The following is a 26,202-nucleotide window of genomic DNA, read 5'->3' as shown; positions in this document are numbered from 1 at the left end:
CAGGAGGATCTGGGCGGCGGTCTTGATGCCGATCCCCGGCATGCTCATCAAGACCGAGGCGAGAGGGAAGTCCTCCAGCATGGTCTCGACCTCCCTCGCCACGGTCGCCCGCTGCTCCTTCAGCTCCTTCACCTGACCAGCGACTCTGGGAATCACCAGCTCCACTGCCGCGGTCGCTGGCACGATCACGGTCTGCTCCGCGAGCGCGGTGAAGATCTGGTCGATCAGCACTTCGGGGTTGCGGCGCGAATGGGTCCGGGCGAACCGTAGAACCCTGCTCCGGCCTGCACTCTTGAACCCGGTCGGGCCTCCGAACTTCTCCAGCAGGTCCAGCACGAGCCCGGTCGAGAGGGTCCCGCCGACGAAGACTCGCTCGAGCGCGGGATGAATCTGCGTGAGCAGAGACCGGATCCGGTTCAGCGCCCGCGTGGTCTCGTGGGCGAGGTCCTCGTCGAAGCCGGCGAGCACCTTAAGGGCGGAGAGGACGTCGCTGTCGCGGTCGACCTGTCGGAGGGTGTGGGGCATGGTCCGGGCCGTGTCAGCGATGATGAACGCGTCCCGCGCGTCGGTCTTTGACCTGCCCGGATAGAGGTCTGCGGCCTTCCGCATCGCCAGGCCCGGCAGGTAGGCGACGGAGCAGCCGACGTCGCGGGCGACCGCGATCGGCAACGCTCCGATGGTGCCCGGCTGATCGACCACCATCAGTACTTCACCGTGGTTCTGCAGCTGGGTGAACAGCTCGCGGAGCTCGGACTCGTCCTGCGGAAGGGGCTTGTCGAACAGCTTGTTCCCGGCGGGATCAAGCGCGCAGGCATGATGGCTGCTCTTGCCGACGTCGAGGCCGACGACGACCGCGAATCGTGTGTCCATGATGCTGTCCTTCCCTGGAGCATCATTGCTGGTCGCAGTCTTGACACCCGGTGCCGGCACCCACGTTACGAAGAGACCTCAGCAGTGCTGGGCCGTGTCCCTATCAGCGGTCAACGCGTGTCTCTCGACCGGGCGGCAACACCCCCCGGACCATTGATGGCAGGGCAACAAAGCCATACCCGGCCGAGCGACCAGACCCCGTCCATCGGGGTGCTCACAAGGTAACGGGGGGGAGGTGGGTGCCCGGCTCAAGGTCCCCGCCCGTGAACAGCTCGAGCATCCGGCCCTTGACACCGGCGACCGGCGAACCCGCGGGAACGGCTGACAGCGCCTCGGCGAAGGTGTCGGAGGCGTCGTCGGCGAAAGCGGGCATGCCAGGAGAGGTGCCGAGCGGACGGGGCTCCCGACTCGCGGACGGCACGGACCCGCCGGCGCCCCTCCCTTCGCTCTTCCCATTCGTCCCAAGTTCCTATAGGATCGATGGCACGAGTGACCCCCGTGAAAGGACGACGATGTTCACCGCAGAGAACTGGCCCATCGGTGCCAACATGCTCTCGTTCGGCAGCACCACGCCGGACGGCACTCCCACCCTCGAGGCCTCCTCGAGCGTCTGGGCCTCCCAGCTGCGACAGGTCAAGGAGCTCGGCGTCGACCAGGTCGACCCCACCGACGCCTGGCTGCCGCTCGCGAAGCTCAGCGACGAGCGCGTCGAGGAGTTCCGCCGTGTCCTCGACGGCGAGGGGCTGACCCTCTCCTCCATCTCCATGACCCGCAACTCCGTGGTCGATGTCGAGAACGGCGAGCAGAACCTCGCCGACGCGCTGCGCTTCATCGAACTGGCCCCGAGCTTCGGCGTGACCGTCGTGAACACCGGCTTCATGCAGGCCCTCACCGAGGAGCAGGCCGCGGCGATCTGGTTCTGGCTCGCCGACGGGCACGTCGACGACCCGGCGCTGCGCGACCTCGCGATCGAGCGGGTCCGCACCCTCGGCGACGCCGCGAAGGCGCAGGGCATCGAGGTCAGCCTCGAGATGTACGAGGACACCTACATCGGTACGGCCGACGGTGCCGTGGCATTCCTCCGCGACGTCGACCACGAGAGCGTCGGTCTGAACCCGGACCTCGGCAACCTCGTGCGCCTGCACCGCGAGGTCGAGCCGTGGGCGGACATGTTCGAGAAGGTGCTGCCGCACTCTAACTTCTGGCACATCAAGAACTACACCCGCGACCTGGACCCGGCCACCGGTGCCTACTCGAGCGCGCCCATGCCGCTGAAGTACGGCTACATCAACTACCGCCAGGTCATCCGCCGAGCCCTCGACCTCGGCTACACCGGCCCGTTCTGCTGCGAGCACTATGGCTCCGACTCCCTCGGCGTGATCGCCGAGAACGTGAAGTACATCCGGCAGGTGCTCAGCTCGGCGCTGGCCGAGACCGCCTGAGCCCCTACCACACCCGTTCGAAGGAGAACTCTCAGATGACCATCGAGACCCGCACCATCCAGCCCTTCCCCTCTCGCCGCACCGCAGTCGTCACCGGCGCCGGCGCGCCCCGCGGCATCGGCCGACGCGTCGTCCGAAAGCTGCTCGTCGAGGGGTGGAGCGTCGCTGCGGCCGACATCGACGGCACGGCCGTGGAGGAGTTCGCCGCCGAGCTGAGCGCCGAGCTGCCCGCCGATTCGGAGCAGAAGGTGATCGGGGTCGGCGTCGACATCTCCGACCAGGCCTCGGTCGACGCCGCCTTCGCACGCATCGACGCGGAGCTGCCGCTGGTGGTGGGCCTGGTGAACCTCGCCGGGATCCCCAGCCCCCACTCGTTCTTCGAGCTCACCTCGGAGATCTGGGACCGTGTCATGGACGTCAACGCCAAGGGCGCGCTGCTGATGACCCAGGCCGCGGCGACGCGCATGGTCGACGGCGGCGTGGGCGGGCGCATCGTCAACACCGCCTCGATCACCGCCCTCGACGGCGGCGGCACCTTCTCCAAGACCGGCTACGCCGCCGCGAAGGCCGCCGTGCAGGGCCTGACCCGCGGCTTCGCGCGCGAGCTCGGCCAGTACGGGATCACCGCGAACGTCATCCTCCCCGGCCCGATCGACACCGACATCATGGGCGGCACCCTCACCGACGAGCGCAAGGAGGGCATGAGCTCGAACATCCCGCTGCAGCGCGTGGGGCAGCCGGAGGAGGTCGCCGGCCTGATCGCATTCCTCGTCGGCGAGGACTCGAGCTTCGTCAGCGGCACGTCGATCAACGTCGACGGCGGCAAGCACATGCACTGACCTTCGCGACAGGCAGGGCAAGGCGCCCATAAGGCGCCTCGGTCCTCGGTTCTGCGTCTGTATCACGCCGCAGAATCACCCCTAGTCAATATCCAATAGGATAGCTAGAATGGCTGTCACGAGCCCACGGAACGTCTCCACGAAGGCGGCGTCGGGCGTGGCAGCGCCGGCGCCCTCGTCCGAGAGGCGCCCCCGGACGAAGGAGTTCCCCCGAATGACCATCTCGACCGTCACCATCGTCGGCGCCGGATACATGGGCGGCGGCATCGCCCAGGTCCTCGCCATCGCCGGCTTCGACGTGACCATCGCCGACGTCAGCGTCGAGAACGCGAACGCCTCCCTCGAGCGCCTGCAGCGCGAGGCGCGCGAGTTCGAGGAGCAGGGCCTGTTCTCGCCCGGCTCCGCGGACCTCGTCGCGAAGAACATCTCCGCCGGCAAGAGCCTCGAGGAGGCCGTCGCGGACGTCGACTTCATCGAGGAGGCCGTCTTCGAGCGCCTCGACGTCAAGCGCGACGTGCTCGGCACGATCTCGCAGCACGCGCGCCCCGACGCGATCATCGGCACCAACACCTCGACCATTCCGGTCAAGGAGCTGGTCAGCGCGGTGAAGAACCCCGAGCGCTTCCTCACCGTCCACTTCTCCAACCCCGCCCCCTTCATCCCCGGCGTCGAGCTCGTCGCGGGCGAGGCCACGACGCCCGAGACCGTCGCCGCGGTCAAGGAGCTGCTGGAGAAGTCGGGGAACGAGGGCGCCCAGGTCGCCGACACCCCCGGCATGGTCCTGAACCGCCTCCAGTACGCGCTGCTGAAGGAGGCGACCTCCATCGTCGAGGAGGGCGTCGCCACCGCCGAGGACGTCGACACCATCGTCCGCACCACCTTCGGCTTCCGCCTGGGCTTCTTCGGCCCCTTCGCGATCGCCGACCAGGCGGGCCTGGACGTCTACGTGAACTGCTTCGTGACCTTCGAGGACGCCTTCGGCGACCGCCTCGCCACCCCGACGATCCTCACCGACGCCGTCGCCGCGGACCGCAAGGGCGTCAAGAACGGCAAGGGCCTGCTCGGCGACTACGACGAGGAGACCGCCGCGGAGCTGATCGCCTACCGCAACAAGGCCTACGCGAAGATGTCGCAGCTCCTGGCCGAGCTCGGTCCCGCGCCGAAGGCGACGCCGAAGGACTCCTGAGGACGGGGCCGGCCGACACCCCATCGGCCGGCCTTGCGCCGCACCTCTTCGATCAGTCCTGCGGGCTCTGCCCGTCGGACGGGATCACGCCGTAACCCACCCATCCATCCTGCGGGCTCTGCCCGTCGGCCGGGCATCGACGCCCGGGACTCGAGCGAGCGCTCGGGACCCGCGGGTCGACCCGGGTCCCGAGCGCTCCGGCGTGACGGCACCCGACGAGCACCGCCACCACACCCCTGGAGACACTCCCGTGGAAGAACTCGTCCTCGCGGAGCGGCCTGTGTGGCTGCTCCTGACGATCGCGGTCGTCGCGATCGGCTTCCTGCTGTTCCTGATCATCAAGACCCGTCTGCACGCCTTCTTCTCGCTGCTGATCGTCGCCGTTCTGACCGGCCTCGCCGCCGGCATCGGCGTCGCCGACGTGATCGACGTGGTCATCGCCGGCTTCAGCAGCACCGTGGGCACAGTCGCGCTGCTCGTGGGCTTCGGCGCGGTCCTCGGACGCATCATCGAGGTCACCGGCGGTGCGCAGGTGCTCGCCGACAAGATGCTCGACACGTTCGGGGAGAAGCGGGCGCCGCTCGCCCTCTCGGTCGCCTCGCTGTTCTACGCCTTCCCGATCTTCCTGGACGCCGGCTTCATCGTGATGCTGCCGGTCATCTACACGGTCGCCCGACGCCTCGGCGGCTCGTTCATGCGCTACGTGCTCCCCTCGATCGCGTCGTTCATGATGATGCACGCGCTGCTGCCGCCCCACCCCGGGCCGACGGCCGCCGCGACGGTGATGCGCGCGGACATCGGTCTCGTGATCCTCGTCGGGCTTCTGATCGGGCTGCCCACCTGGTACTTCGGCGGCTACCTGGTCGCCCGGGCGATCTCGAAGCGCTTCCCGGGCACCCCGGTGCCGGCCCTGCTCGGCGAGCCGCGCGAGGTCCCGGTCGAGGAACGGCCCGCCTTCGGGGCGATCCTGCTGGTCCTGCTCATGCCGCTGGTGCTGATCTTCTTCAACACCGGGTTCTCGACCATGGAGGCCTCCGGCTCCGTCTCCGACCAGAACGTCCTCTACCAGCTCTCCCGACTCGTGGGCGCGACCCCGGTCGCGATGGCCCTGTCCGCGCTGACCGCGATGCTGGTGCTCTACGTGATCCCGCGCCGTCGCTCCGGTCAGCAGGTGGGCGGACTTCTCGAGGAGCTCGTGGACGACGCGCTCGCGCCCGTCTGCTCGATCATCCTGATCACCGGCGCGGGCGGCGCCTTCGGCCGCGTCCTCACCGAGACCGGCATCGGCGGCGAGGTCGCCGAGGGGCTGGATGCGATGGGGCTGCCGCTGATCATCGCCGCGTACCTGGTGACCATGGCGATGCGCATCGCCCAGGGCTCGGCGACCGTCGCCGCGACCACCGGCGCCTCGATCATGGCGCCGGCGATCATGGCCGGCGACTTCGGGTCGATCGCGGTCGCCGCGGTCGTCATCGCGATCGGCGCGGCGTCGATCGGCTGGTCGCACGTGAACGACTCCGGCTTCTGGCTGATCGGCAAGTTCTGCGGCTTCGACACGATCACGACGTTCAAGACCTGGTCGCTGGTCGGCACGACGATCTCGCTGCTCGGCTTCGCCCTGTCCTCGGTCGTCTTCGTGATCGCCGCGTAGACGACCGGTGCAGATCTGACAAGGTGGGAGCAGGGGCGCTCGTCGTCCCTGCTCCGCCTCGTCCCGGCCCTGCTCGTGAAGCGGCATCTGCCCCGTGCTGCCCGCCTCGTCCCGCCTCCTGGAAGAAGGACCCGTGACCGCCACCGCGCCCACCGACCGTCGCCTGCTGATCCTCGACGACGACCCCACCGGCTCGCAGTGCGTCGCCGGGATCGATGTCGCCTTCGACCTCGACCCGGCGATCCCCGTCGGCGTCCTCGAACAGCCCGGAAGCGCCTGCTTCGTGCTGACGAACACGCGCGCGCTCGACGAGCAGGAGGCGGTCGCGCTGAACCGGCGCGTCCTCGCCGGGGTGCTCGACGGGGGAGTGCCCGCCACCGGGCTGCACGTCGTCTCCCGCTCCGACTCGACCCTGCGCGGTCACGTCATCGCCGAACCGGTCGCGATCGCCGACCAGCTCGCCGCGCGCGGCATCGACGTCGACGCCTTCGTGCTCTGCCCCGCGATGCTCGAGGCGGGCCGCTTCACTGAGCGCGACGTCCACTACGCCACCGTCGACGGCGAGGCCGTCGAAGTCGCCGAGACGGACTTCGCCCGCGACGCCACCTTCGGGTTCACCAGCTCCGACCTGCGCGCCTTCCTCGAGGAGCGCTCCGGGGGAGCGGTGCGCGCGGCCGGCGTCCTCTCCGTCTCCCTCGAGGACATCCGCGCCGGCGCAGGCCGGCTGCGGGAGATCCTCTCCGGGGTCCGCGACCGACGCTGGGTGGTCGTCAACGCCACCGAGTACACCGACCTCGAGGTCGTCGCCGAGGCCATGGCGCTGCTGGAGGCGGAGGGGCGCACCTTCGTCACCCGCTGCGCACCCTCCTTCGTGCGCCCACTGGTCGGGCAGCAGGGCGCACGCGTCGTCGACCCCGACTCGATCACGATCCCCGAGGGGCGGCTCGACCACGGCCTCGTCGTCGTCGGCTCCCACGTCGGACTGACCACCACGCAGCTGCGCGCCGTCCAGGCACGCGGCACCCTCGCCGAGCTCGAGATCCACGTCCCCTCCGTGCTCGACGAGCGCCGCGAGCACCACCTCGCCGACGTCGCCGCGCAGGCGACGGCGACCCTCCGCACCTCCGACTGCGTCGTCTTCACCAGCCGCGACCTGGTGCGCACCGACGATCCCGCCGAGTCCCTCGCCATCGCCCGCAGCGTCTCCGACGCCGTGGTCGAGGTGGTCCGACGGGTGCGCGCGGCGAAGCCCGCCTGGGTGGTCGCCAAGGGCGGGATCACCTCCCACGAGGTCGCCGAGAACGGCCTCGGGATCCGCCGCGCACGCGTCGAGGGACAGTTCTGGCCCGGGCAGGTCTCGCTGTTCTCCGCCCAGGAGGCGCCGGACGAGGTCATGGGTGCGCCCTACGTCGTCTTCCCCGGCAACGTCGGCGGCGAGCAGGCCCTCGCCGACGTGGTCGACGTGCTCACCGCAGCCGTCGACGCCCGCTGACGCCGCCCCCACCCTGCCGTCTCCTGCCCCCGACCTGAGGAGCCCCCGATGACCACCACCCCCGCTGTCGCCTGGATCGGACTGGGCGCGATCGGCGCCCCCATGGCCCGCGCCCTCGCCGGCGCCGACCTGCCCGTGACCGCCTACGACCTCTTCCCCGCCGCCCGCGAGGCGATCGCCGACAAGGTCGCCACCGCCGCGACCGCCCGCGAGGCCGTGCCCGGCGCCGACGTCGTCGCCGTCATGGTCGCGACCCCCGAGCAGCTGGAGGCCGTCCTGTTCGGGGCCGAGGACGGGATCGCCGGCGAGCTCACGGCGGGGACGGTGCTGCTGATCATGTCGACCGTCGGCCCCGCCGCCCTCGACGCGACCGCGGCCCGGCTCGAGGGGACGGGCGTGCGGATCGTGGACGCGCCCGTCTCCGGCGGGGCCGCCCGCGCGGCCGACGGCGACCTGCTGGTCATGGTCGGCGGCGCCGAGTCCGACGTCGCGGCCACGCGTCCGGTCCTCGACGCCCTCGCCTCGAACGCCCCCGTCGTCGGCCCGCGCCCTGGGGACGGGCAGCGCTTCAAGATCGTCAACCAGCTGCTGTGCGGCGTGCACATCGCCGCCGCCGGCGAGGCGCTCGCGCTCGCCGACTCGATGGGCCTGGACCTGCGCCAGGTCCACGGGGTGCTCGGCACCGGCGCGGCTGCCTCGTTCATGTTCGCCGACCGCGGCGCACGCATGGTCGACGGCGCCTACGACGACGTCCGCTCCGCGTTGAACATCTTCGTCTAGGACATGGGGCTGGTCGCCGAGGCCGCAGACGAGGTGGACCAGCAGGTGCCGCTCGCGACCGCCGCACAGCAGCTCTACCGCCGCGGCAGCGAGCTGGGCTGGGACCGCCGCGACGACTCGATCGTGTACCGGGTGCTGCGAGAGCGCTGAGCAAGGAGGACACTCGGACCAGGCCCGCACGCCCGACTCGAAGGAGAGCCCCACCGCCATGAGCGACTCCACGCCCTGGAGCTCCCTCCCGCAGCGACTGCCCGACTGGTTCCGCGACGCCCCGCTGGGCATCTTCATCCACTGGGGCCCCTACTCCGTGCCCGCCTGGGCCGAGCCCACCGCAGAGCTCGGCGCGGTCCCCGACGACGACGGCTGGTTCGCCCACAACCCCTACGCCGAGTGGTACTTCAACACGATCCACATCGAGGGCTCCCCGGCGGCCGAGCACCACTGGGAAGTCCACGGCGACGCGCCCTACGACGACTTCCTGAACCAGTGGGACACCTCCGACTTCGACCCCGCCGCCTGGGCCGACCTGTTCCGCCGCGCGGGCGCGGACTACGTCGTGCCCACCACCAAGCACCACGACGGCGTGACCCTGTGGGACGCACCCGGCACCGGGGACCGCAACACCGTCCGCCGCGGCCCGCAGCGGGACCTCGTCGGCGAGATCGCGACCGCGGTGACCGAGGCGGGCATGCGCTTCGGCGTCTACTACTCCGGCGGTCTGGACTGGCACGTCCGGCCGACGGAGCCGCTGGTCAGCGGCGAGGACGTGAACGACCTGAAGCGTCCGCGGGATGACGAGTACGGGAAGTACTGCGCCTCCCACGTCCGCGACCTCATCGACCGCTACTCACCCGACGTCTTCTGGAACGACATCGGCTGGCCCGACGAGAACTTCCACTTCGAGGAGGGCGGGCTCGGCCAGCTGCTCGAGCACTTCTACGCCGCCCGGCCCGAGGGGCTGATCAACGACCGCTTCGCCGGCGCGCACCAGGACTTCGTGACCACCGAGTACCAGGCCGGCGAGATCCCCGAGGGACAGCCGTGGGAGAACTGCCGCGGCGTGGGGCTCTCCTTCGGCTACAACCAGGTCGAGGACGCCTCCCAGTACATGTCCGGGGCGCAGGCCGTCCGCCACGTCGTCGACGCGGTCTCCAAGGGCGGCCGCGTGCTGCTGAACGTCGGCCCGCGCGCCGACGGCTCGCTCCACGAGCTGCAGGTCGCGGCGCTCGAGTCGCTCGGCGAGTTCATGGCCGAGCACAAGGCGCACCTGGCCGGCTCCCGCGGCCTCGGCGAGCTCACGCTCGACGGCATCGACTGGGCGCGGGCGGTCGAGAAGGACGGGGTGTGCCACGTCTTCCTCAGCGGTGGCGCGGGGCCGGTGCGGATCGACCCGTCGGCGCTGCCCGCCGGCTTCGACTGGCCGACGGGCGGAGTCGAGGTGGCTCTCGCCGGCGAGGACGCCGCACCGGTCGCGGTGTCCGCGGCGCGAGTGGGCTGACCAGAGCACGGACGGGGCGGTGCCGCACTGCGGCCCCACCCCGTTCCCGTCGGGCGCCTCCGCCCGTCGATCCTCACCCCTGGACAACGCCCTCCCAGCTGCGGGAGGCGGCCGAGCGCACGATCGCCTCGCAGATCTCGGCGGCGCTGAGCCCGTCCTCGGCGCTCGGGGCGCGGTGCGTGCCGTCCGCGACGTCGGAGAGGAAGGCGGCGCCCTCGATGGTCTTGAGGTCGTCGAAGCTCATGGGGATGCCGGGGCCGGGCTGGAAGCGGGCGTAGTCGCCGTGGCCGGGACCGGCGAGCACGGTGGTGTAGCCGTGCTCGGTGCCGCCCTCGCCGATCATCACCTCGAACTCGTTCATGCGGGTGAAGGACCAGCGGGCAGAGCCCTCGGTGCCGAACACCTCCAGCGCGTAGTCGCTGCGGTGGCCGCGGGCGACGCGGGAGGACTCGAGCGTCGCGTGCGCCCCGCCGTCGAGCCGCGCGAGTGCCGCGACCCAGTCCTCGTTCTCGACCTCCCCGCGCTCCTCGCCCACCTCGAAGCCGCCGTGGCCCACGCCGAGCTTCGTCGGGACCGGCCGGTCGCGGACGAAGATGTCGGTGGTCGCGGAGACCTCGGCGATCCGCTGACCGGTGACGTGCTGGACCAGGTCCGCCCCGTGCGAGAGCAGGTCGCCTATCACACCGCTGCCACCCTTGGCGCGGTCGTAGCGCCAGGTCAGAGGCCCCTCGGGGGAGGAGGCGTAGTCGGCGATCAGCCAGCAGCGCACGTTCGTGATCCGCCCCAGCCGCCCACCGCGGACGAGCTCGCGCAGGTGCGCGATCGCGGGGGCATGGCGGTAGTTGAAGCCCACCGCGGTCGCGATGCCGGCGCCGCCCCGGGCCGCCGCCGCGGCGTCGCGGATCTCGCGGGACTGCTCGGCGGAGACGCCCATCGGCTTCTCGATCCAGAAGGGCTTGCCCGCCGCTGCCGCCTTCACCGCGAAGTCACGGTGGAGGAAGTTCGGGGAGCAGATCGAGATCGCCTCGACCTCGGGATCGGCGAGCACGTCGTCGATCGAGGCGACGGCCCTCTCGAAGCCGAACTGCTCCACGGCGGCCTTCTGGTTCTCCTCGATCGGATCCGCCGCGACCACGAGCCGCGGCCGGATGCCCAGTTCCGGGAAGCGGGAGGGGATCCGCTGGTAGGACGCGGAATGCAGCCGCCCCATCCAGCCGAGGCTCACCACACCGATGCCGATCTCACGCATGGGGGCCTCCCTGCCCGAGCTCCTTCTGGATCCGCTCGCGCATCCTCACGTTGATCGCGTCGGCCTCCTCCTCCCAGCCGAACACGCACACGGAGACCGGCCCGTCGTACTCGCGCTCGCGCAGGTAGGCGAAGGCGGAGTCCCAGTCGATCCCGCCGTTGCCGATCTCGTTGTGCTGGTGGATGCGGGCATCGACCCCCGGCGGGTTCATGATGTAGCGGTTGCCGACGTTCGCGGTGTGGTCGAAGACGTCCGCGATGTGCAGGTGCTTCAGCCGGTCACCGGCGTAGTCCATCATCTCGCGCGGATCCCGGGCGCCCTGGCCCAGGTGGTAGGCGTGCGGGAAGCAGAACTCGTAGTTCAGCCAGTCCCGGTCCACGCCGCGGATGATCTGCACGGCCCGGTCGTTCTCCTCGACGAAGTCGTAGGGGTGCGCCTCGATCGTGCACTCCAGGCCGTACTTCTCGAAGACGGGGATCAGCTCCTCCATCGACCTGTAGAACTGGCCCTCGCTCTGCCGGGGACGGTTCGGGTCGCCGGAGAACTCGGTCGCGATCAGCGGCACCTCGAGGGCGTCGGCGATCTCGAGCAGTCGCTTCCAGTTGCGCACCTGCGCCTGGCGCTCCTGCTCGTCGGGGCTCGCCCAGTCGAAGACGGGGTTGAAGGTCCAGATCTTCACCCCGGTGTCCTTCATCGCCTGCTTCACCTCGGCGATCTGGTGGCGGTCCACCTTGGGGTAGTGGTGCCACTCGTGGAAGTCGGCGCGGGGCGAGAGCTCGAGGTACTCGAAGCCCAGCTCGGCGGCCTTCGCGAGCTCCTCCGCGACGCTGAGGTGCGGGTGGTACATGGACGGGTCCAGCAGGATCTTCACCATGGAGGTCCTCCTTCGAAGGGGCGGGGCCGACGCGGTGCGCGGCGCGGCGGGGTCAGCGGGAGCGGGTCACTTCACGCCCAGGCCGCACTCGGCCAGGAACTCGCGGGTCGCGATGGCGTTGGGCAGCGGGAGCGAGGGATCGCAGGGGTAGAGGTCCTGCTCGCAGATCACGTACAGCTCCTTGTCGAGGGTGACCAGCTTCTGGACCAGGTCCTTCATGTCCGGCAGCCCGGCCGGCGGCTTCACCGAGGCGCCCTTGGCGACGGCCTCGCCGAAGGGCCAGTCCTTCTCGTGCGCCTCGCGGGTGATGTCCGGGTCGAAGGCCTTGATGTGCACGTAGCCGATCCGCTCGGGGTACTCGTCGATCATCGAGATCGGGTCGCCGCCGCCGTAGACGATGTGGCCGGTGTCCAGGCAGAAGCTGACCAGCTCCGGGTCGGTCGCCTCGAAGACGCGGGCGATCTCCTCGGGGGTCTCGATGTGGGAGTCGCCGTGGGGGTGCAGCACCATCGTCAGGCCGTAGTCCTGCTTCATGATGCGGCCCAGCTCGTTGGCGTTCTCGACGTAGCGCCGCCACGCCTCGCCGGTCAGCTCCCGGTCGTCGGTGAACTCCCAGGTCTTCTCGTCGCGGTACATCGGCGGCAGGTGCACCATGTACTCCGCGCCAACGGCGGCGTGGGTCTCGGCGATCGCGCGGAAGGTCCGCTCCGTCTCCGGCCAGGCATCCTCCTTGTGCAGGATGCCCCAGCCGGTCCCGGCCACGACGCGGAAGCCGTGCTCGTCCATCACAGACCTCAGCTCCTTCGCGTCCTTCGGGAAGTAGCCCCACGGCCCGGTCTCCATCACGGAGAAGCCGGCCTCGGCCATCTCGCCGAGCGCGGTGCGCCACGGGATCTGCTTCTCGTCCTCGGGGAACCACACGCCCCACTGGTCGGGGCAGACGCCGATCGTGAGCTTGTCGTAGGGCGCCTCGGGATTGCGCGACTTGTCGCCGGCGGCGGGGGAGGGCGAGGTGGTGGTCAAGACTCTGCTCCTTCGGAGGTCATGCGGGGCGTGGGGCCGGCGGCGCGGGCTGTGGAGCCGGCAGCTGCGCGGCTGCTGGTGAGGTTTTGCGGCCGCTGCGACTCATGCTGGTGCTTCCATGAGTCGTCACTGCCGCAAAACCTGCGGGGGCCGGGAAGCCGGGCGGGCGGCTGTCGTGTTGGGGGTGGGCCGCGGGGCGGGGCGGCCGCCGGCGGCCGCCCGGCCCCGTCGGCCGCCCGTGCAGCTGCTCAGTCGTGGGTCGGGAAGCTCATCGAGGACTCGACCGACTCGTTCTGCGAGGGCCAGCGGGTGGTGACGGCCTTCTGGCGGGTGTAGAAGGAGACGCCCTCGGGGCCGTGGGCGTGGTGCTCGCCGAACAGCGAGTCCTTCCAGCCGCCGAAGGAGTAGTAGCCCACCGGGGTCGGGATCGGCACGTTGATGCCGATCATGCCCACCTGGATCTCGTCCTCGAAGCGGCGCGCGTAGTGGCCGGAGTCGGTGAAGATCGCGGTGCCGTTGCCGAACGGAGAGGCGTTGACCAGGTCGATCGCCTCGTCGAAGTTGTTCACGTGCATCACCACGAGCACCGGGCCGAAGACCTCCTCGGTGTAGGTGGGGTGGTCGGCGGGCAGACCGGTGATGACCGTCGGCCCCACGAAGTTGCCGTTCTCGTGGCCCTCGACCACGAGCCCGCGGCCGTCGACGACGATGGTGGCGCCGGCCTGCTCGGCCTCGTCGGTCATGCGGATCACGCGCGCCTTCGCGTCGGGCGTGATGACCGGCGGCATGTCGGTCCTCTCGTCATCGCCCGGGCCGACCACGAGCTTCTCGGCCTCGGCCTTGATCGCGGCGAGGAACTCCTCGTGCACGTCGCCCACGGTCACCGCGACCGGGACGGCCATGCAGCGCTCGCCGGCGGAGCCGAAGGCGCCCGAGGCGACCTGCGCGGCGGCGAACTCGACGTTCGCATCCGGCATCACCACGGCGTGGTTGTTCGCGCCGCCGAGGGCCTGGACGCGCTTGCCGGCCGCGGAGGCGGTGGCGTGGACGTGCTTGGCGATCGGGGTGGAGCCGACGAAGGACACCCCCGCGATCCCATCGTGCGTGCACAGCGCGTCGACGACGGTCTTGCCGCCGTGGACCACCTGGAACACGCCGTCGGGCAGGCCGGCCTCCTGGTAGAGGCGGGCGACGATGTTCGAGGCGGAGGGGTCGCGCTCGGAGGGCTTGAGGATGAAGGCGTTGCCGGTCGCGATCGCGATCGGGTGCATCCAGAAGGGCACCATCGCCGGGAAGTTGAAGGGCGTGATGCCGGCGACGACGCCGAGCGGCTGGCGCAGGGTGTGGCCGTCCACGCCGGTGGAGATGTTCTGGGAGAAGCCGCCCTTGAGGTCCTGCGTGATGGAGGTGGCGAACTCGAGCGTCTCCAGGCCGCGGGCGATCTCGCCCTTCGCGTCGCCGACGGTCTTGCCGTGCTCGCGGGAGATCACGACGGCGATCTCGTCGGTGTTCTCGATCATCAGCTGCCGCATGCGGTAGAGGATCTGGGTGCGCTTGGCGAGCGAGACCTTCGCCCACTCCTTCTGCGCGCGCCGGGCGACCTCGACGGCCTGGTCGACGGTAGAGGCGTCGCCGAGCTGCAGCGTGCCGACCTCGCCGCCGGTGGCGGGGTTCATGATCGGCTGGGTGGAGCCGGCTCCGGCGACCTCGCGGCCGTCGATCCAGTGAGTGATCTCGTATCCCATGGTGTCTCTCCTCGGGGTGGGGTGTCGGGGTGGTCTGCGGTGGGTCAGAGGTAGTGGCGCTGCGGGAACTTCTGCGCTCCAGGCGTGACCTCAGGACGTATATGGAGTTGAGGTCACGCACAGGACGCAGAATTGTGCGCGGCCTGGAACGGTTCAGAGATAGTGGCGCTGCGGGACGAGGTCCTGCTCGTACTGGGCGCGGGCCTGCTGGGTCGACTCGAGGCGGGAGACGGCGCTGACCGGCACGTCCCACCAGCCGATCCCGGGCGGGTTCGGGCCGTACAGGTTCGTGTTGACCACGATCGCGGTCGCCTCCTCGGACTGCTCCGCGCGGCGGTACGCCTCGCGGAAGGACTCGGTGTCGGAGACCTCCTGCACCTCGAGCCCGTAGGAGCGGATGTTCGCGGGGATGTCGAAGGGGAGCTTGTCGCCGTCGAGCATCCCGCTGTTCTCGTCGCGCATGCGGTACTTGGTGCCGAAGCGCTGGCTGCCGTGGGACTCCGAGAGGGAGCCGATCGAGGACCAGCCGTGGTTCTGCAGGATCACGAGGATGACCTTGATCCGCTCGGCGACGATGGTCGCGATCTCCTGCGGCGCCATCTGGAAGGTGCCGTCGCCGATGATCGCGACGACCTCCGACTCCGGCGCGGCCATCTTCGCGCCGAGCGAGGCGGGCAGCTCGTAGCCCATGCAGGAGTAGCCGTACTCGAGGTGGTACTGCTGCGGGGAGCGGGCCTTCCACAGCGCCTGCAGGTCGCCGGGCATGGAGCCGGCGGCGTTGATGACGATGTCGGTGTCGCCCATCAGCTCGTTCAGCGCGCCGAAGATCTCGGTCTGGGCGGGCAGCTCCTGGTCGTGGGGCTGGAAGCAGGGCTCGACGAGCTGCTCCCAGTCGGCGCGGAGCTGCCTGGCCCGCTCGCCGTGCTCGGCCGGGGCCTGCCAGCCGGAGAGCCCGGCCTGCAGCGCGGCGAGACCCTCGCGGGCGTCGGCCACCAGCATCGTCGCGGCGTGCTTCGCGGCGTCGAAGGCTTTGACGTTGAGGTTCACGAAGCGCACGTCGGCGTTGCGGAAGGCGGTGTGGGAGGCGGTGGTGAAGTCGGTGTAGCGGGTGCCCACGCCGATCACCACGTCGGCCTCGGCCGCGAGCGTGTTCGCCGCGTCGTTGCCGGTCGCGCCGACGCCGCCTAGGCACAGCGGGTGGTCCGCGCTGAGCGCGCCCTTGCCGGCCTGGGTGTCCAGCACCGGGATGCCGGTCGCGTCGGTGAAGGCCGCGAGCGCCTCGCTCGCCTCGGAGTAGATCGCGCCGCCGCCGGCGATGACGACGGGGCGCTCCGCTCCGCGGATCACCTCGAGCGCGCGCTCCAGCGCCGCGGGCTCCGGCACGGGGCGGCCGACGTGCCAGGTGCGCTCGGCGAACAGCTCCACGGGCCAGTCGTGCGCCTCGGCCTGCACGTCCTGGGGGAGGCAGATCGTCACGGCGCCGGTCTCGGCGGGGTCGGTGAGCACGCGCATCGCGGCCAGCAGCGAGGGGATCAGCTGCTCGGGGCGCCAGATGCGGTCGAAGTAGCGGGAGACGGGGCGGAAGGCGTCGTTGACGGTGACGTCCATGGCCCGCTCGTCCTCGAGCTGCTGCAGCACGGGGTCCACGGCGCGGTTCGCGAAGACGTCGCTGGGCAGGATCAGCACGGGGATCCGGTCGATGGTCGCCAGCGCCGCGCCGGTGACCATGTTCGTCGAGCCTGGGCCGATCGAGGCGGTGCACGCCATGGCCTGCAGACGGTTCTTCGTGCGCGCGTAGGCCACGGCCGTGTGGACCATGTTCTGCTCGTTGCGCGCCTGGTAGTAGGGCATCTCCGCCTCGGCGGGGATAGCAGCCTCGGCGGGGGCGGGGTCCAGCGCGTTCTGCAGGAGCGCCTGGCCGACGCCCGCGACGTTGCCGTGGCCGAAGATGCCGAAGGTGCCGGGGATCAGACGCTGCCGCACGCCGTCGCGCTCGCTGTGCTGGGCGGCGAGGAAGCGCACCAGGGCCTGGGCGACGGTGAGCCGGATCGTGCCGGCGGGGGCCGACGATGCGCCGGCGGCCGACGCCGCGGCAGGGGCCGAAGGGTTCTCGCTCATGCTGCCTCCGTGATGCAGGCCCGCCGCACGATGGGGCGGGAAGGTCGGACCCGCCGTGCATGCCGGCGGGAGGTCGTCGTCACTGCCGGTGACCGCGCGGGGTCCACTCGACGGTGAGCTCGTGGGACAAGCATGGCCTGCGAGACCGACCCTGTCAACACTTTGTCATGACAAGAATGTCCGCAGGTGCCTGTGGTAAAGCTCCAGGTAGGCGCGATCTGCGCTTGCCGACCCGGGTCGAACGGGCCTTCCCCGGGTCAGAATCCTGTGTTAGCTTGCCGTCTCGTCAGTATTGTTCGGTCGTTAAGACAGGACAATCAAGCCTCTCCAGCGCTCCTCCGTCCTGACATATCAGGGCGCCGCGGATCGACGGGGAGCGACCCCGCCCAGCGCGCAGGTGCCCGGCGGCACCGCGCACCGGCGCCCCGGCGTCGGTCTCAGGTTCCAAGGAGGGAACATGAGCCTCACCCCGTCGCACTCCACCGAGAGATTACGCGAGCTGGTCGCGAAGACCCCCGCCTCCGGGAAGAAGCGCTCGATCGGATTCCTCGCCGTCGTCGCCTGCCTCGGCGGCTTCCTCTTCGGCTACGACACCGGCGTGATCTCCGGTGCCCTGCCCTACATGCACCTGCCCTCCGAGGCGGGCGGCCTCGCCCTGACCTCCCTCGAGGAGGGGCTGATCGGCGGCTTCCTGCTGTTCGGCTGCGCCGTCGGCGCGATCGTCGGCGGCCGGCTCTCGGACCGCTACGGCCGACGCCACAACATCCTGCTGCTCGCGGTGCTCTTCTTCGTCGGCGCCGTCGGCTGCGCCCTCGCCCCGAACATCGTCCTGATGTACATCGCCCGCTTCGTGCTGGGCCTCGCCGTCGGCGGCGCCTCCACCACCGTGCCGGTCTACCTCTCCGAGTCCGCGCCCAAGGAGCAGCGCGGCATGCTCGTCGCGGTCGACCAGCTCATGATCGTCACCGGCCAGCTCGCCGCCTTCGCCTTCAACGCCGTGATCGCCTCGCTGCAGGGCGGGCCCCAGGCCGTCGTCGAGAACGACCCCTCCGGCACCTACCAGGCCGGGGAGACGGTCTCCTGGGACCTGCTCGCCGGCATCGCCGGGGTCAGCGTCTCCGAGGGCAACGGCCACGCATGGCGCTACATGCTCGTGCTCTGCTCGATCCCCGCGATCGCGCTGTGGATCGGGATCCGTCTGATGCCGGAGTCCGCCCGCTGGCACGTCAGCCGCGGCGAGCTCGAGGAGGCGATCGGCTCCCTCAAGCGTCTGCGCATCGAGGGCAGGCACGACGTCCTCGTCGAGGTCGCCGAGATGGAGGAGGCCCGCCGCCTCGAGGCAAAACGGGAGAAGCTCAGCCTGCGCGCCGGCTTCAGGGTCCCGTGGCTGCGCTCGATCATCATCTTCGGCGGCACCTTCGCGATCCTGCAGCAGCTCACCGGCGTGAACACGATGATGTACTACGCCCCTAAGGTGCTGATGGCGGCCGGCTTCGACTCGCAGGCCTCGATCATCCTCAACGTCTTCACCGGCGTCGCCTCCGTGATCGGCTCCGCCGCGGGCCTGCTCGCGCTGCGCCGCTTCGGCCGACGCCAGGTGCTGCTCGTGGGACAGGCGATCCTCACCCTGTCCCTCATCGCGATGACCGCGATCTTCCTGCTCGGCATCAACCCGTACATCAACCTCGACGGCACGGTCTCGCCGGACATCCCCGGCTTCGTCCCGTATCTCGTCGTGGTCGTGATCGTGCTGTTCATGCTCGGCATGCAGTCGGGCCCCGGCCCGGTCATGTGGGTGATGCTCTCGGAGATCTTCCCGGCCTCGATCCGCGGCGCCGCCAACGGCTTCGCCGTCATGCTCCTGTGGCTGGCGAACATGCTGGTCACGGTCACCTTCCCGGTCCTGATGGACGGGGTCGGCCCGGTGTTCACCTACGGCCTGTTCGCCGCGATCAACATCTTCGCCGTCACCTGGTACTACCTGCGGGTGCCGGAGACGCGGAAGTTCACCCTCGAGCGCATCGAATGGGAGTTCCGCGAGGCCGGCGGCGTCATCCGCCTGCGCTGACGGCCGACGGCCCCGCGCCCCCGCCCTGCGCCACCCGCCCCGCACCCCGGCCTGCGCCACTCGCCCCGACCCAGCGTCGACCCCGCGCCGATCACACCGAGTGCTGCATCTGGACCGCTATGGCGGCCCCGTGGCGGTCCAGATGCAGCACTCGGTGAGGAGCCGAGCTCCTGACCATCCGACCCGACCCCGCCCGACCCCGCCCGACCCCGCCCGACCCCGCCCGACCCCGCCCGACCCCGCTCGGCCCCGACCCGTCGACCCTCCTGCACGACTCCACCTTCCGAGAGGACCATGCCCATGAGCACGAAGCCACTGTCCGTCGCCGTGATCGGAGCCGGCATGGCCGGCAAGACCCACGCCAACGCCTGGCGCCAGGCCGGCACCGTCTACGACCTCGGCCTCCCGCCTGTGCGCCTGGCGACCATCGCCGACGCCCACCTGCCCTTCGCCGAGGACGCCGCGAAGCGCTACGGCTACGAGAAGGCCGTCGGCGACTGGCGCGAGGTCGCAGGCGACGACTCCATCGACATCGTCTCGATCGTGGTGGGCAACGCCCTGCACCGCGAGATCGCCGAGGCGATGGCCGCCGCCGGCAAGCACGTGCTCTGCGAGAAGCCCCTGGCCGGCACCCTCGAGGACGCGAAGGCCATGGCCGAGCTCGAGGCGAAGCACCCCGACCTGGTCCTCGCCACCGGCTACACCTTCCGCCGCAACGCCGGCATCGCCATGCTCGCCAAGCTCGCGCAGGAGGGTGCGCTCGGCGAGGTCGCCCACCTCGACGCCCGCTACTGGTGCGACTACGGCGCCGACCCGAACGCGCCGATGGCCTGGCGCTACAAGGGCCCGATGGGCTCCGGCGCCCTCGGCGACGTCGGCTCGCACCTGGTGGACTCCGCCGAGCTGATCATGGGCCCGGTCGTCGAGGTCTCCGGTGCGCAGCTGGTCCGCACCATCGCCGAGCGCCCCGTGGTGACCGGCGCCGTCGCGGGCGGCCGCGGCGTGACCGCGTCGGCCGACGCCCCGAAGGAGGAGGTGGAGAACGACGACGTCGCGACCTTCACCGCCCGCTTCGCCTCCGGCGCGGCCGGCACCTTCTCCGTCTCCCGCGTCGCCCACGGCCTGCCGAACTTCAAGAACCTCGCCGTGCTCGGCACCGGCGGCTCCGCCACCTGGTCCCTGGACCGCACCGGCGAGATCCAGCTGGCCGACGCCTCCTCGCCCGCGGGCCTCGGCGGCCTCCGCCAGGTGCTGGTCAACCCCGACTTCCCCTACTTCAAGAACGGCTCCTCCATGGCCTTCGGCGGCGTGGGCCTGAACCAGATCGAGCAGTTCACCTACCAGGCCCACGCCTTCCTCCAGCAGGTCGCGGGCATCGAGGACGGCGCCCTGCCGCGCTGCGCGAGCTTCTCCGACGGCTACCGCCAGATGCGGATCCTCGGCGCGGTCGCCGAGTCCGCCGAGCGCGGCGGCGCGGCCATCCAGATCGACTGATCCCGTCCACGACCCCCGAAAGGACCCGACATGGCCTTCACCTACGGCGCCTACACCGCCTGCCTGCAGGACCGCTCCCTCTCCGAGGCCCTCGACGTGCTCGCCGCGGCGGGCCTGACGGGCGCCGAGCTCAACACCGGAGGCTTCATCCCCTCCCCGCACGCCCACGTCGACGCGCTGCTGGCCAGCGAGAAGGAGCGCGGCGAGCTGCGCGCCCTCTTCGCCGACAAGGGCATGGAGCTGACGGGCCTGACCGTCTCCGGCAACCCGCTCTCCCCGCTGCCCACCGAGGGCCTCCCGCACGCCCACGACCTGCGCCGCACCATCGAGCTCGCCGGCAGCCTCGGCGTGCGCGACGTGGTCGCGATGTCCGGCACGCCCGGCACCGATCCCGGCGCCCGCTACCCGGCCTGGATCGTGAACCCCTGGAACGGCATCGATCTGGAGATCCTGGAGCACCAGTGGTCCGTCGCGGTGCCCTTCTGGAAGGAGATCGACGCCCTCGCCCGGGAGCGCGACGTGCAGCTCGCCTTCGAGATGCACCCGCGCAACCTCGTCTTCTCCCCGCTCACCTTCGAGCAGTTCCTCGACCGCGTGGAGCCGACGAACATCGGTGTGAACCTCGATCCCTCGCACCTGTTCTGGCAGCAGATGGAGCCGATCGACTGCATCGAGCGGCTCGGCGCGCACATCACCCACGTGCACGCCAAGGACACCGCGGTGCTGCCGGGCGCGGCCGTGCGCGGCGTGCTCGACACCGCCTTCGACCCGGTGCCCGAGGATCCCGCCCAGCGCACCCCCACCGGCATCGGCCACTACTGCAGCACCTGGCCCGAGGACCCGGCCTGGCGCTTCGTGGCCCTCGGCGAGGGGCACGACGTGGACTACTGGACCCGGTTCCTCACGGCGCTCGCGGCGGTGAACCCGGACCTGGGCGTCAACATCGAGCACGAGGACGCGGCCTTCGGCAAGGTCGAGGGCCTCGAGCGCGGCGCCCGCACCCTGCTCGCCGCCGCCGAGGCCGCCGGGGTCTGACCCCGGCGGCGGCCCCGACGATCCCATGAGAAGTGTCGTTATCGGGCCTGATTCCCGCACTTCTCATGGGATGGGCCGCCGAGACCGCTTCGGTCCGCCCCTTCCGCTCTGATCCCTCCGCAGTCCCATCCCCACAGAAGGAGCACCTCATGCCGCTCGTCCGCATCACCCAGCAGGATGTCCGCACCCCCGAAGAGTCCCGGCAGATGGCCGACCTCGTCCAGGACGTCATGCTCGAGCTGTTCGCCGCCCCGCCCGGGGACCGCTACCAGATCCTCGAGACCCTGCCCGTCGGCTCGATCATCGCCGAGGACACCGGTCTCGGCCTCGAGCGCAGCGACGGCGTGGTGATCATCCACATCACCCAGCAGGGCCGCGGCGAGGAGCAGAAGAAGGCGATCTACGCGGCGCTGTCGGAGCGCCTCGCCGCCGCAGGTCTCGTGCGCGAGGACGACCTGATCGTCTCCGTCGTGGAGAACGGCCACGAGGACTGGTCCTTCGGCAGGGGCCGCGCGCAGTTCCTCACCGGCGAGCTCTGAGCCCGACCGCCCGGCAGCCGGGCACCCGCCCCGGTCTCGGGAGATCGAGTGGCGGGCCGTCGGCCGCCCGACAATTCCCTATATTTGTATGGACAAAGACGGTTCCCCATGTGATCATGGGTGGTGACCGGAGGGTCGTGGGGCAGAGCTGCCCGCGACACCGCACCAGGTTCTGACGCAGGGAGGCATGGAGAGCCATGGCATCTGATCTCGACATCATCACGTTCGGCCGCAGCGGCGTGGACATCTACCCCTTGGAGATCGAGAAGGGTCTCGAGGACATCCACAGCTTCGGCAAGTTCCTCGGCGGCAGCCCCACCAACGTCGCCGTCGCGGCGGCGCGGCTCGGGCACACGCCCGCCGTGATCACGGGCGTGGGCGATGATCCCTTCGGTCGCTACGTGGTCAAGGAGATGGAGCGCCTGGGCGTCTCCGGCCGCTACGTCGTGAAGAACGACGAGCTGAACACCCCGATCACGCTGTGCGAGATCTTCCCGCCGGACGACTTCCCGCTGTACTTCTATCGCAAGCCCAGCGCCCCCGACCTGCAGGTCGCGCCCGAGCACCTCGACCTCGACGCGATCCGCGAGGTCCCGCTGTTCTGGTTCTCCGGCACCGGCCTGTCCGAGGAGCCCAGCCGCTCCGCCCACCACGCGGCGCTCGAGGTCCGCGGCCGCGACGGGGGCCCGAACGCCGGGCACACCGTCTTCGACCTCGACTACCGGCCCATGTTCTGGTCCTCGATCGAGGAGGCCCGGGAGCAGTACCGCGAGGCGCTGGAGTTTACGACGGTCGCCGTCGGCAACAAGGAGGAGTGCGAGGTCGCCGTCGGCGAGACCGAGCCCGAGCGCGCGGCCGACGCGCTGCTCGAGGCCGGCGTGAAGGTCGCGATCGTCAAGCAGGGCCCCAAGGGCGTGCTCGGGAAGACCGCCGACGAGCGTGTGGTCGTCGCCCCGAACATGATCCAGGTGATCAACGGCCTCGGCGCCGGCGACAGCTTCGGCGGTTCGCTCTGCCACGGCCTGCTCACCGGCCAGTCCCTCGAGGAGACGCTGACCCGCTGCAACGCGGCCGGCGCCATCGTGACCTCCCGCCTCGAGTGCTCCACCGCCATGCCCACCACCGAGGAGATCGACCTGCTCATCGCGGGCGGCGATCCCAACAAGGGGCAGACGGTCGACGAGATGCTCGGGGCCCTGCGGGGTCGCGGCGCCGTCGGGGCGGAGCAGCGATGACCACCAGCCCCACCGTCGTCGGAGCCGACGGCTTCGTCTCGACCTACGACGAGGTCACGCGCGTGCGGATCGAGGACCCGGGCCGCTTCGCCCGCCTCGCCGCCGCGCGGAAGCGCCGCACCGTCGCCGACACCGACGGCACGATGATGATCATCGCCGCCGACCACCCGGCCCGCGGCGCCCTCGGCGTCGGCTCCCGCGACCAGGCCATGGCCTCCCGCACCGAGCTGCTGGACCGCATGCGCGAGGCGCTGGCCGTGCCCGGTGTGGACGGGGTGCTCGGCACCGCCGACATCCTCGAGGACCTGCTGGTCATGGGTGCGCTCGAGGACAAGGTCGTGTTCGCCTCGATGAACCGCGGCGGCCTGCAGGGCGGGTCCTGGGAGATCGAGGACCGCTTCACCGCCTACGACGCCGCCTCGATCAAGCAGGCCGGCTTCGACGGCGGGAAGATGCTCATCCGCATCGACCTCGACGACGACCGCACCTCCTTCATCCTCGAGGCGAGCGCGAACGCGGTCACCGACCTCGCCCGCCACGAGCTGATCGCGATGGTCGAGCCGTTCATGTCCTCCCGCCCCGGCGGGCCGGGCACGAAGGTCGTCAACGACCTCTCCCCGGAGGCGGTCATCAAGTCCATCCACATCGCCCAGGGCCTCGGCGCCACCAGCGCCTACACCTGGCTGAAGCTCCCGGCGGTCGAGGACATGGAGCGGGTCATGGACGCCACCACCATGCCCACCCTGATCCTCGGCGGAGACCCGGTGGACGACGATCCCGAGACGATCCGCGCCTCGTGGGGGAGGGCGCTGGCCCGCCCGAACGTGCGCGGCCTCGTCGTCGGCCGGACCCTGCTGTACCCGGCGGGGGACGACGTCACCGCGGCGGTCTCCGCGTCGGTCGACATGATCCGCTCCGCGAGCGCGTCCTGACGACCCCGCCCCCAGCATCGAGAACAGGAGAGCATCCATGAGCGACACCGAGCAGCTCCACCTGCCGGCCGGGTCCACCGGCCGCGGCAACTACGAGACGATCATCGATCCCGGCGCGCGCGAGGGCTGGGTCCACACCGGCCTGCGCGTCCTCGCCCTCGCCGCGGGCGGCAGCGAGCTGGTCACCGCGGGCGGCGTCGAGGCGATGGTCGTGCCGCTGAACGGGGCGTGCGACGTCACCGTGGCCGGCGAGACCCACCGACTGCGCGGCCGCGAGGACGTCTTCGCCTCCGCGACCGACGTGCTCTACGTCCCCGTCGGCTCCCAGCTGACGATCTCCTCCGAGCAGGGCGGCCGCTTCGCGCTCGCCACCGCCGTCGCCACCGGCGCCCACCCCGTCGCGCTGATCCGCGCCGAGGACGTGCCCGTCGAGATCCGCGGCGGCGGGAACATGACCCGCAAGGTGCGCAACTTCGGCACCGTCGGCGCCTTCGACCAGATGGACTCCCTCATCGCCTGCGAGGTCATCACCCCCGGCGGGAACTGGTCCAGCTACCCCGCGCACAAGCACGACGAGACGGTCCACGACGGCGAGCACCTGGAGTCGGAGCTCGAGGAGATCTACTACTACGAGATCCAGGACGGCCCCGCCGGTCCCGGCTTCGGCTTCCACCAGACCACCTCCAGCGGCGAGGACACGCCGATCGACGTGCTCACCGAGGTGCGCAGCGGCGACACGGTCCTGGTCCCGCACGGCTGGCACGGCCCCTGCGCCGCCGCGCCCGGCCACGACATGTACTACCTCAACGTCATGGCCGGCCCCGAGGCGGAGCGGGCCTGGAACATCACCGACCATCCCGAGCAGGGCTGGGTGCGCGACACCTGGGCCGACGCCGGGATCGACCCGCGACTCGAAGGAGAGGCCCGATGACCGCAGAGCATGCAGCCCCGGTGCAGCAGAACGCGGCGCCGCAGACCGCACCCCCGCAGGACGTCCGCGTCGGCGTGATCGGCGTGGGTCGCATGGGCGCCGACCACGTCGAGCGCATCACGCGCCGCATCAAGGGTGCGCGCGTCAGCGTGCTCAGCGACTACCTGCGCGAGACCGCCGAGAAGGTCTCCCACGCCGCACCCGGCTCCCGCGTCGTCGACACGTGGCAGGAGGTCGTCGCGGCCGAGGACGTCGACGCCGTGCTCATCGCCAGCCCCGGCGAGTTCCACCGCGAGCAGGTCCTGGCCTGCATCGAGGCGGGCAAGCCGGTGCTCTGCGAGAAGCCGCTGGCGATGAACCCCTCCGACGCCTACGACGTGGTCCGCGCCGAGGCCGAGGCCGGCACTGCGCTGGTCTCCCTCGGCTTCATGCGCCGCTTCGACGTCGGCTACGGCGAGCTGAAGGACGCCCTCGAGGCGGGCGAGCTCGGCACGCCGATGCTGCTGAACTGCAAGCACCGCAACGCCTCGGTGCTGCCCGGCTTCACCGACACCCACATGGTCTACGACTCGGCCGTGCACGAGATCGACGCGATCTCCTTCTTCCTCGAGGAGCCGGTGGTCTCGGTGCAGACCGTCATGCCGCGCAGCACCGAGAAGGCGCCCGAGGGGCTGCACGACCCGCTGCTGTTCCTGTTCCGCACCGCCTCCGGCACCGTGGTCACCGACGAGCTGTGGGTCAGCACCGACGCCGGCTACGAGGTCCGCACCGAGCTCGTCGGCTCGAAGGGCGCGGCGACCGTGGGCCAGGAGTCCGGGATGGTCACCACCCAGCAGGCCGGCTCCCGCTGGGGCGGGCAGGTGCCGCTGGACTTCCGCCCCCGCTTCATCGCCGCCTACGACGCGGAGGTGCAGGCGTGGGTCGCCGCAGTGGCCGACGGCAGCAACATCGCGCCCCGCTCGGCGACCGCCTGGGACGGCTATGCCGCAGCCGCGGTGTGCGAGGCGGCGGAGCGGTCGCTCACGGCCGAGGGCGCCGTGGACGTGACCCTGCAGGAGCGCCCCGCCTGAGGCGGCGCGGTCGAGGAGCCCCGCCCCCGGCACCACGGCTCGGCCCGCCCCGTATCCTGCGGGGCGGGCCCGCGCCGCGGCGGGGGAGGACCCGGAACTCGCTGGGGAGACCCGGAGGACGAGGAGACAGA

23 protein-coding genes are annotated in these 26,202 nt (G+C 70.9%); 16 read left to right on the top strand and 7 right to left on the bottom strand.

Annotated elements, in window-relative coordinates; genetic code table 11:
• Both L3K22_RS10085 and L3K22_RS10080 read right to left on the bottom strand, forming a co-directional pair.
• On the bottom strand, nucleotides 1-870 hold an 870-nt coding region (locus tag L3K22_RS10085), incomplete at its 3' end, for an IS110 family RNA-guided transposase (RefSeq protein ID WP_263311277.1).
• Between the two features lie 214 nt (nucleotides 871-1,084).
• On the bottom strand, nucleotides 1,085-1,243 hold the full coding sequence (locus tag L3K22_RS10080; RefSeq protein WP_263311276.1) for a hypothetical protein: 159 nt from the start codon (nucleotides 1,241-1,243) through the stop codon (nucleotides 1,085-1,087).
• A 139-nt stretch (nucleotides 1,244-1,382) separates the two neighbouring features.
• Here L3K22_RS10080 and L3K22_RS10075 point away from each other — a divergent pair, with 139 nt between their 5' ends.
• The 8 genes from L3K22_RS10075 (at nucleotide 1,383) to L3K22_RS10045 (ending at nucleotide 9,758) form a co-directional block, all read left to right on the top strand.
• Nucleotides 1,383-2,312 (top strand): sugar phosphate isomerase/epimerase family protein, encoded by a 930-nt coding sequence (locus L3K22_RS10075; protein ID WP_263311275.1) that lies wholly within the window; start codon nucleotides 1,383-1,385, stop codon nucleotides 2,310-2,312.
• Nucleotides 2,313-2,347: 35 nt separating this feature from the next.
• Nucleotides 2,348-3,151 carry an SDR family NAD(P)-dependent oxidoreductase gene (locus L3K22_RS10070; protein WP_263311274.1) on the top strand — a complete coding sequence of 268 codons (804 nt, stop codon included), beginning with the start codon at nucleotides 2,348-2,350 and terminating at the stop codon, nucleotides 3,149-3,151.
• A 214-nt stretch (nucleotides 3,152-3,365) separates the two neighbouring features.
• Nucleotides 3,366-4,337, top strand: a complete 972-nt coding sequence (locus L3K22_RS10065) for a 3-hydroxyacyl-CoA dehydrogenase family protein (protein WP_263311273.1) — start codon at nucleotides 3,366-3,368, stop codon at nucleotides 4,335-4,337.
• 250 nt (nucleotides 4,338-4,587) lie between these two features.
• The gene (locus L3K22_RS10060; protein ID WP_263311272.1) at nucleotides 4,588-5,988 is read left to right on the top strand and encodes a GntP family permease; all 1,401 of its coding nucleotides are present in this window, start codon (nucleotides 4,588-4,590) and stop codon (nucleotides 5,986-5,988) included.
• Between the two features lie 133 nt (nucleotides 5,989-6,121).
• A complete protein-coding gene (locus L3K22_RS10055) occupies nucleotides 6,122-7,480 on the top strand; it encodes a four-carbon acid sugar kinase family protein (RefSeq protein ID WP_263311271.1) in 1,359 nt (452 codons plus the stop codon).
• 48 nt (nucleotides 7,481-7,528) lie between these two features.
• Nucleotides 7,529-8,260 carry an NAD(P)-dependent oxidoreductase gene (locus L3K22_RS10050; protein ID WP_308445923.1) on the top strand — a complete coding sequence of 244 codons (732 nt, stop codon included), beginning with the start codon at nucleotides 7,529-7,531 and terminating at the stop codon, nucleotides 8,258-8,260.
• A gap of 3 nt (nucleotides 8,261-8,263) precedes the next feature.
• The gene (locus L3K22_RS16685) at nucleotides 8,264-8,410 is read left to right on the top strand and encodes a hypothetical protein (protein WP_308445922.1); all 147 of its coding nucleotides are present in this window, start codon (nucleotides 8,264-8,266) and stop codon (nucleotides 8,408-8,410) included.
• 58 nt (nucleotides 8,411-8,468) lie between these two features.
• Nucleotides 8,469-9,758, top strand: coding sequence for an alpha-L-fucosidase (locus L3K22_RS10045; RefSeq protein WP_263311270.1), 1,290 nt, complete (start codon nucleotides 8,469-8,471; stop codon nucleotides 9,756-9,758).
• 73 nt (nucleotides 9,759-9,831) lie between these two features.
• On the opposite strand, the gene L3K22_RS10040 is transcribed toward L3K22_RS10045, so the two are convergent.
• From L3K22_RS10040 to iolD, 5 genes are all read right to left on the bottom strand, one after another.
• Nucleotides 9,832-11,007, bottom strand: a complete 1,176-nt coding sequence (locus L3K22_RS10040) for a Gfo/Idh/MocA family protein (protein WP_263311269.1) — start codon at nucleotides 11,005-11,007, stop codon at nucleotides 9,832-9,834.
• On the bottom strand, nucleotides 11,000-11,881 hold the full coding sequence (locus L3K22_RS10035) for a sugar phosphate isomerase/epimerase family protein (protein WP_263311268.1): 882 nt from the start codon (nucleotides 11,879-11,881) through the stop codon (nucleotides 11,000-11,002). The genes L3K22_RS10040 and L3K22_RS10035 overlap by 8 nt, the downstream gene beginning before the upstream one ends.
• 66 nt (nucleotides 11,882-11,947) lie before the next feature.
• Complete coding sequence (locus L3K22_RS10030; RefSeq protein ID WP_263311267.1) at nucleotides 11,948-12,904, bottom strand: TIM barrel protein; 957 nt, start codon at nucleotides 12,902-12,904, stop codon at nucleotides 11,948-11,950.
• Between the two features lie 248 nt (nucleotides 12,905-13,152).
• Entirely contained in the window at nucleotides 13,153-14,649 is a 1,497-nt protein-coding gene (locus L3K22_RS10025; RefSeq protein WP_263311266.1) for a CoA-acylating methylmalonate-semialdehyde dehydrogenase, read from the bottom strand.
• 153 nt (nucleotides 14,650-14,802) lie between these two features.
• A complete protein-coding gene (gene iolD, locus L3K22_RS10020) occupies nucleotides 14,803-16,767 on the bottom strand; it encodes a 3D-(3,5/4)-trihydroxycyclohexane-1,2-dione acylhydrolase (decyclizing) (protein WP_263311265.1) in 1,965 nt (654 codons plus the stop codon).
• Nucleotides 16,768-17,224: 457 nt separating this feature from the next.
• On the opposite strand from iolD, the gene L3K22_RS10015 reads away from it, so the two are divergent.
• The 8 genes from L3K22_RS10015 to L3K22_RS09980 all read left to right on the top strand — a co-directional run bounded on the left by L3K22_RS10015 (nucleotide 17,225) and on the right by L3K22_RS09980 (nucleotide 26,071).
• Nucleotides 17,225-18,835, top strand: a complete 1,611-nt coding sequence (locus L3K22_RS10015; protein WP_263311264.1) for an MFS transporter — start codon at nucleotides 17,225-17,227, stop codon at nucleotides 18,833-18,835.
• 300 nt (nucleotides 18,836-19,135) lie between these two features.
• Nucleotides 19,136-20,329 carry a Gfo/Idh/MocA family protein gene (locus L3K22_RS10010; RefSeq protein ID WP_263311263.1) on the top strand — a complete coding sequence of 398 codons (1,194 nt, stop codon included), beginning with the start codon at nucleotides 19,136-19,138 and terminating at the stop codon, nucleotides 20,327-20,329.
• 30 nt (nucleotides 20,330-20,359) lie between these two features.
• Nucleotides 20,360-21,364 carry a sugar phosphate isomerase/epimerase family protein gene (locus L3K22_RS10005; protein WP_263311262.1) on the top strand — a complete coding sequence of 335 codons (1,005 nt, stop codon included), beginning with the start codon at nucleotides 20,360-20,362 and terminating at the stop codon, nucleotides 21,362-21,364.
• Nucleotides 21,365-21,513: 149 nt separating this feature from the next.
• Complete coding sequence (locus tag L3K22_RS10000; protein ID WP_263311261.1) at nucleotides 21,514-21,903, top strand: tautomerase family protein; 390 nt, start codon at nucleotides 21,514-21,516, stop codon at nucleotides 21,901-21,903.
• A 197-nt stretch (nucleotides 21,904-22,100) separates the two neighbouring features.
• A complete protein-coding gene (gene iolC, locus L3K22_RS09995; protein WP_263311260.1) occupies nucleotides 22,101-23,138 on the top strand; it encodes a 5-dehydro-2-deoxygluconokinase in 1,038 nt (345 codons plus the stop codon).
• Entirely contained in the window at nucleotides 23,135-24,070 is a 936-nt protein-coding gene (locus tag L3K22_RS09990) for a Cgl0159 family (beta/alpha)8-fold protein (RefSeq protein ID WP_263311259.1), read from the top strand. Before iolC ends, L3K22_RS09990 begins: the two co-directional genes overlap by 4 nt.
• Before the next feature lie 37 nt (nucleotides 24,071-24,107).
• Nucleotides 24,108-25,001: a 5-deoxy-glucuronate isomerase gene (gene iolB / locus L3K22_RS09985; protein WP_263311258.1), complete on the top strand. Its 894-nt coding sequence runs from the start codon at nucleotides 24,108-24,110 to the stop codon at nucleotides 24,999-25,001.
• Nucleotides 24,998-26,071: a Gfo/Idh/MocA family protein gene (locus L3K22_RS09980; RefSeq protein ID WP_263311257.1), complete on the top strand. Its 1,074-nt coding sequence runs from the start codon at nucleotides 24,998-25,000 to the stop codon at nucleotides 26,069-26,071. The genes iolB and L3K22_RS09980 overlap by 4 nt, the downstream gene beginning before the upstream one ends.
• Nucleotides 26,072-26,202: the final 131 nt, after the last annotated feature.

This window comes from Brachybacterium atlanticum, from assembly GCF_025669985.1.
GTDB classification, from domain to species: Bacteria; Actinomycetota; Actinomycetes; order Actinomycetales; family Dermabacteraceae; genus Brachybacterium; species Brachybacterium conglomeratum.
The sequence above is the reverse complement of the archived record's forward strand: the minus strand, read 5'-3'. Positions and strand labels throughout refer to the sequence as shown.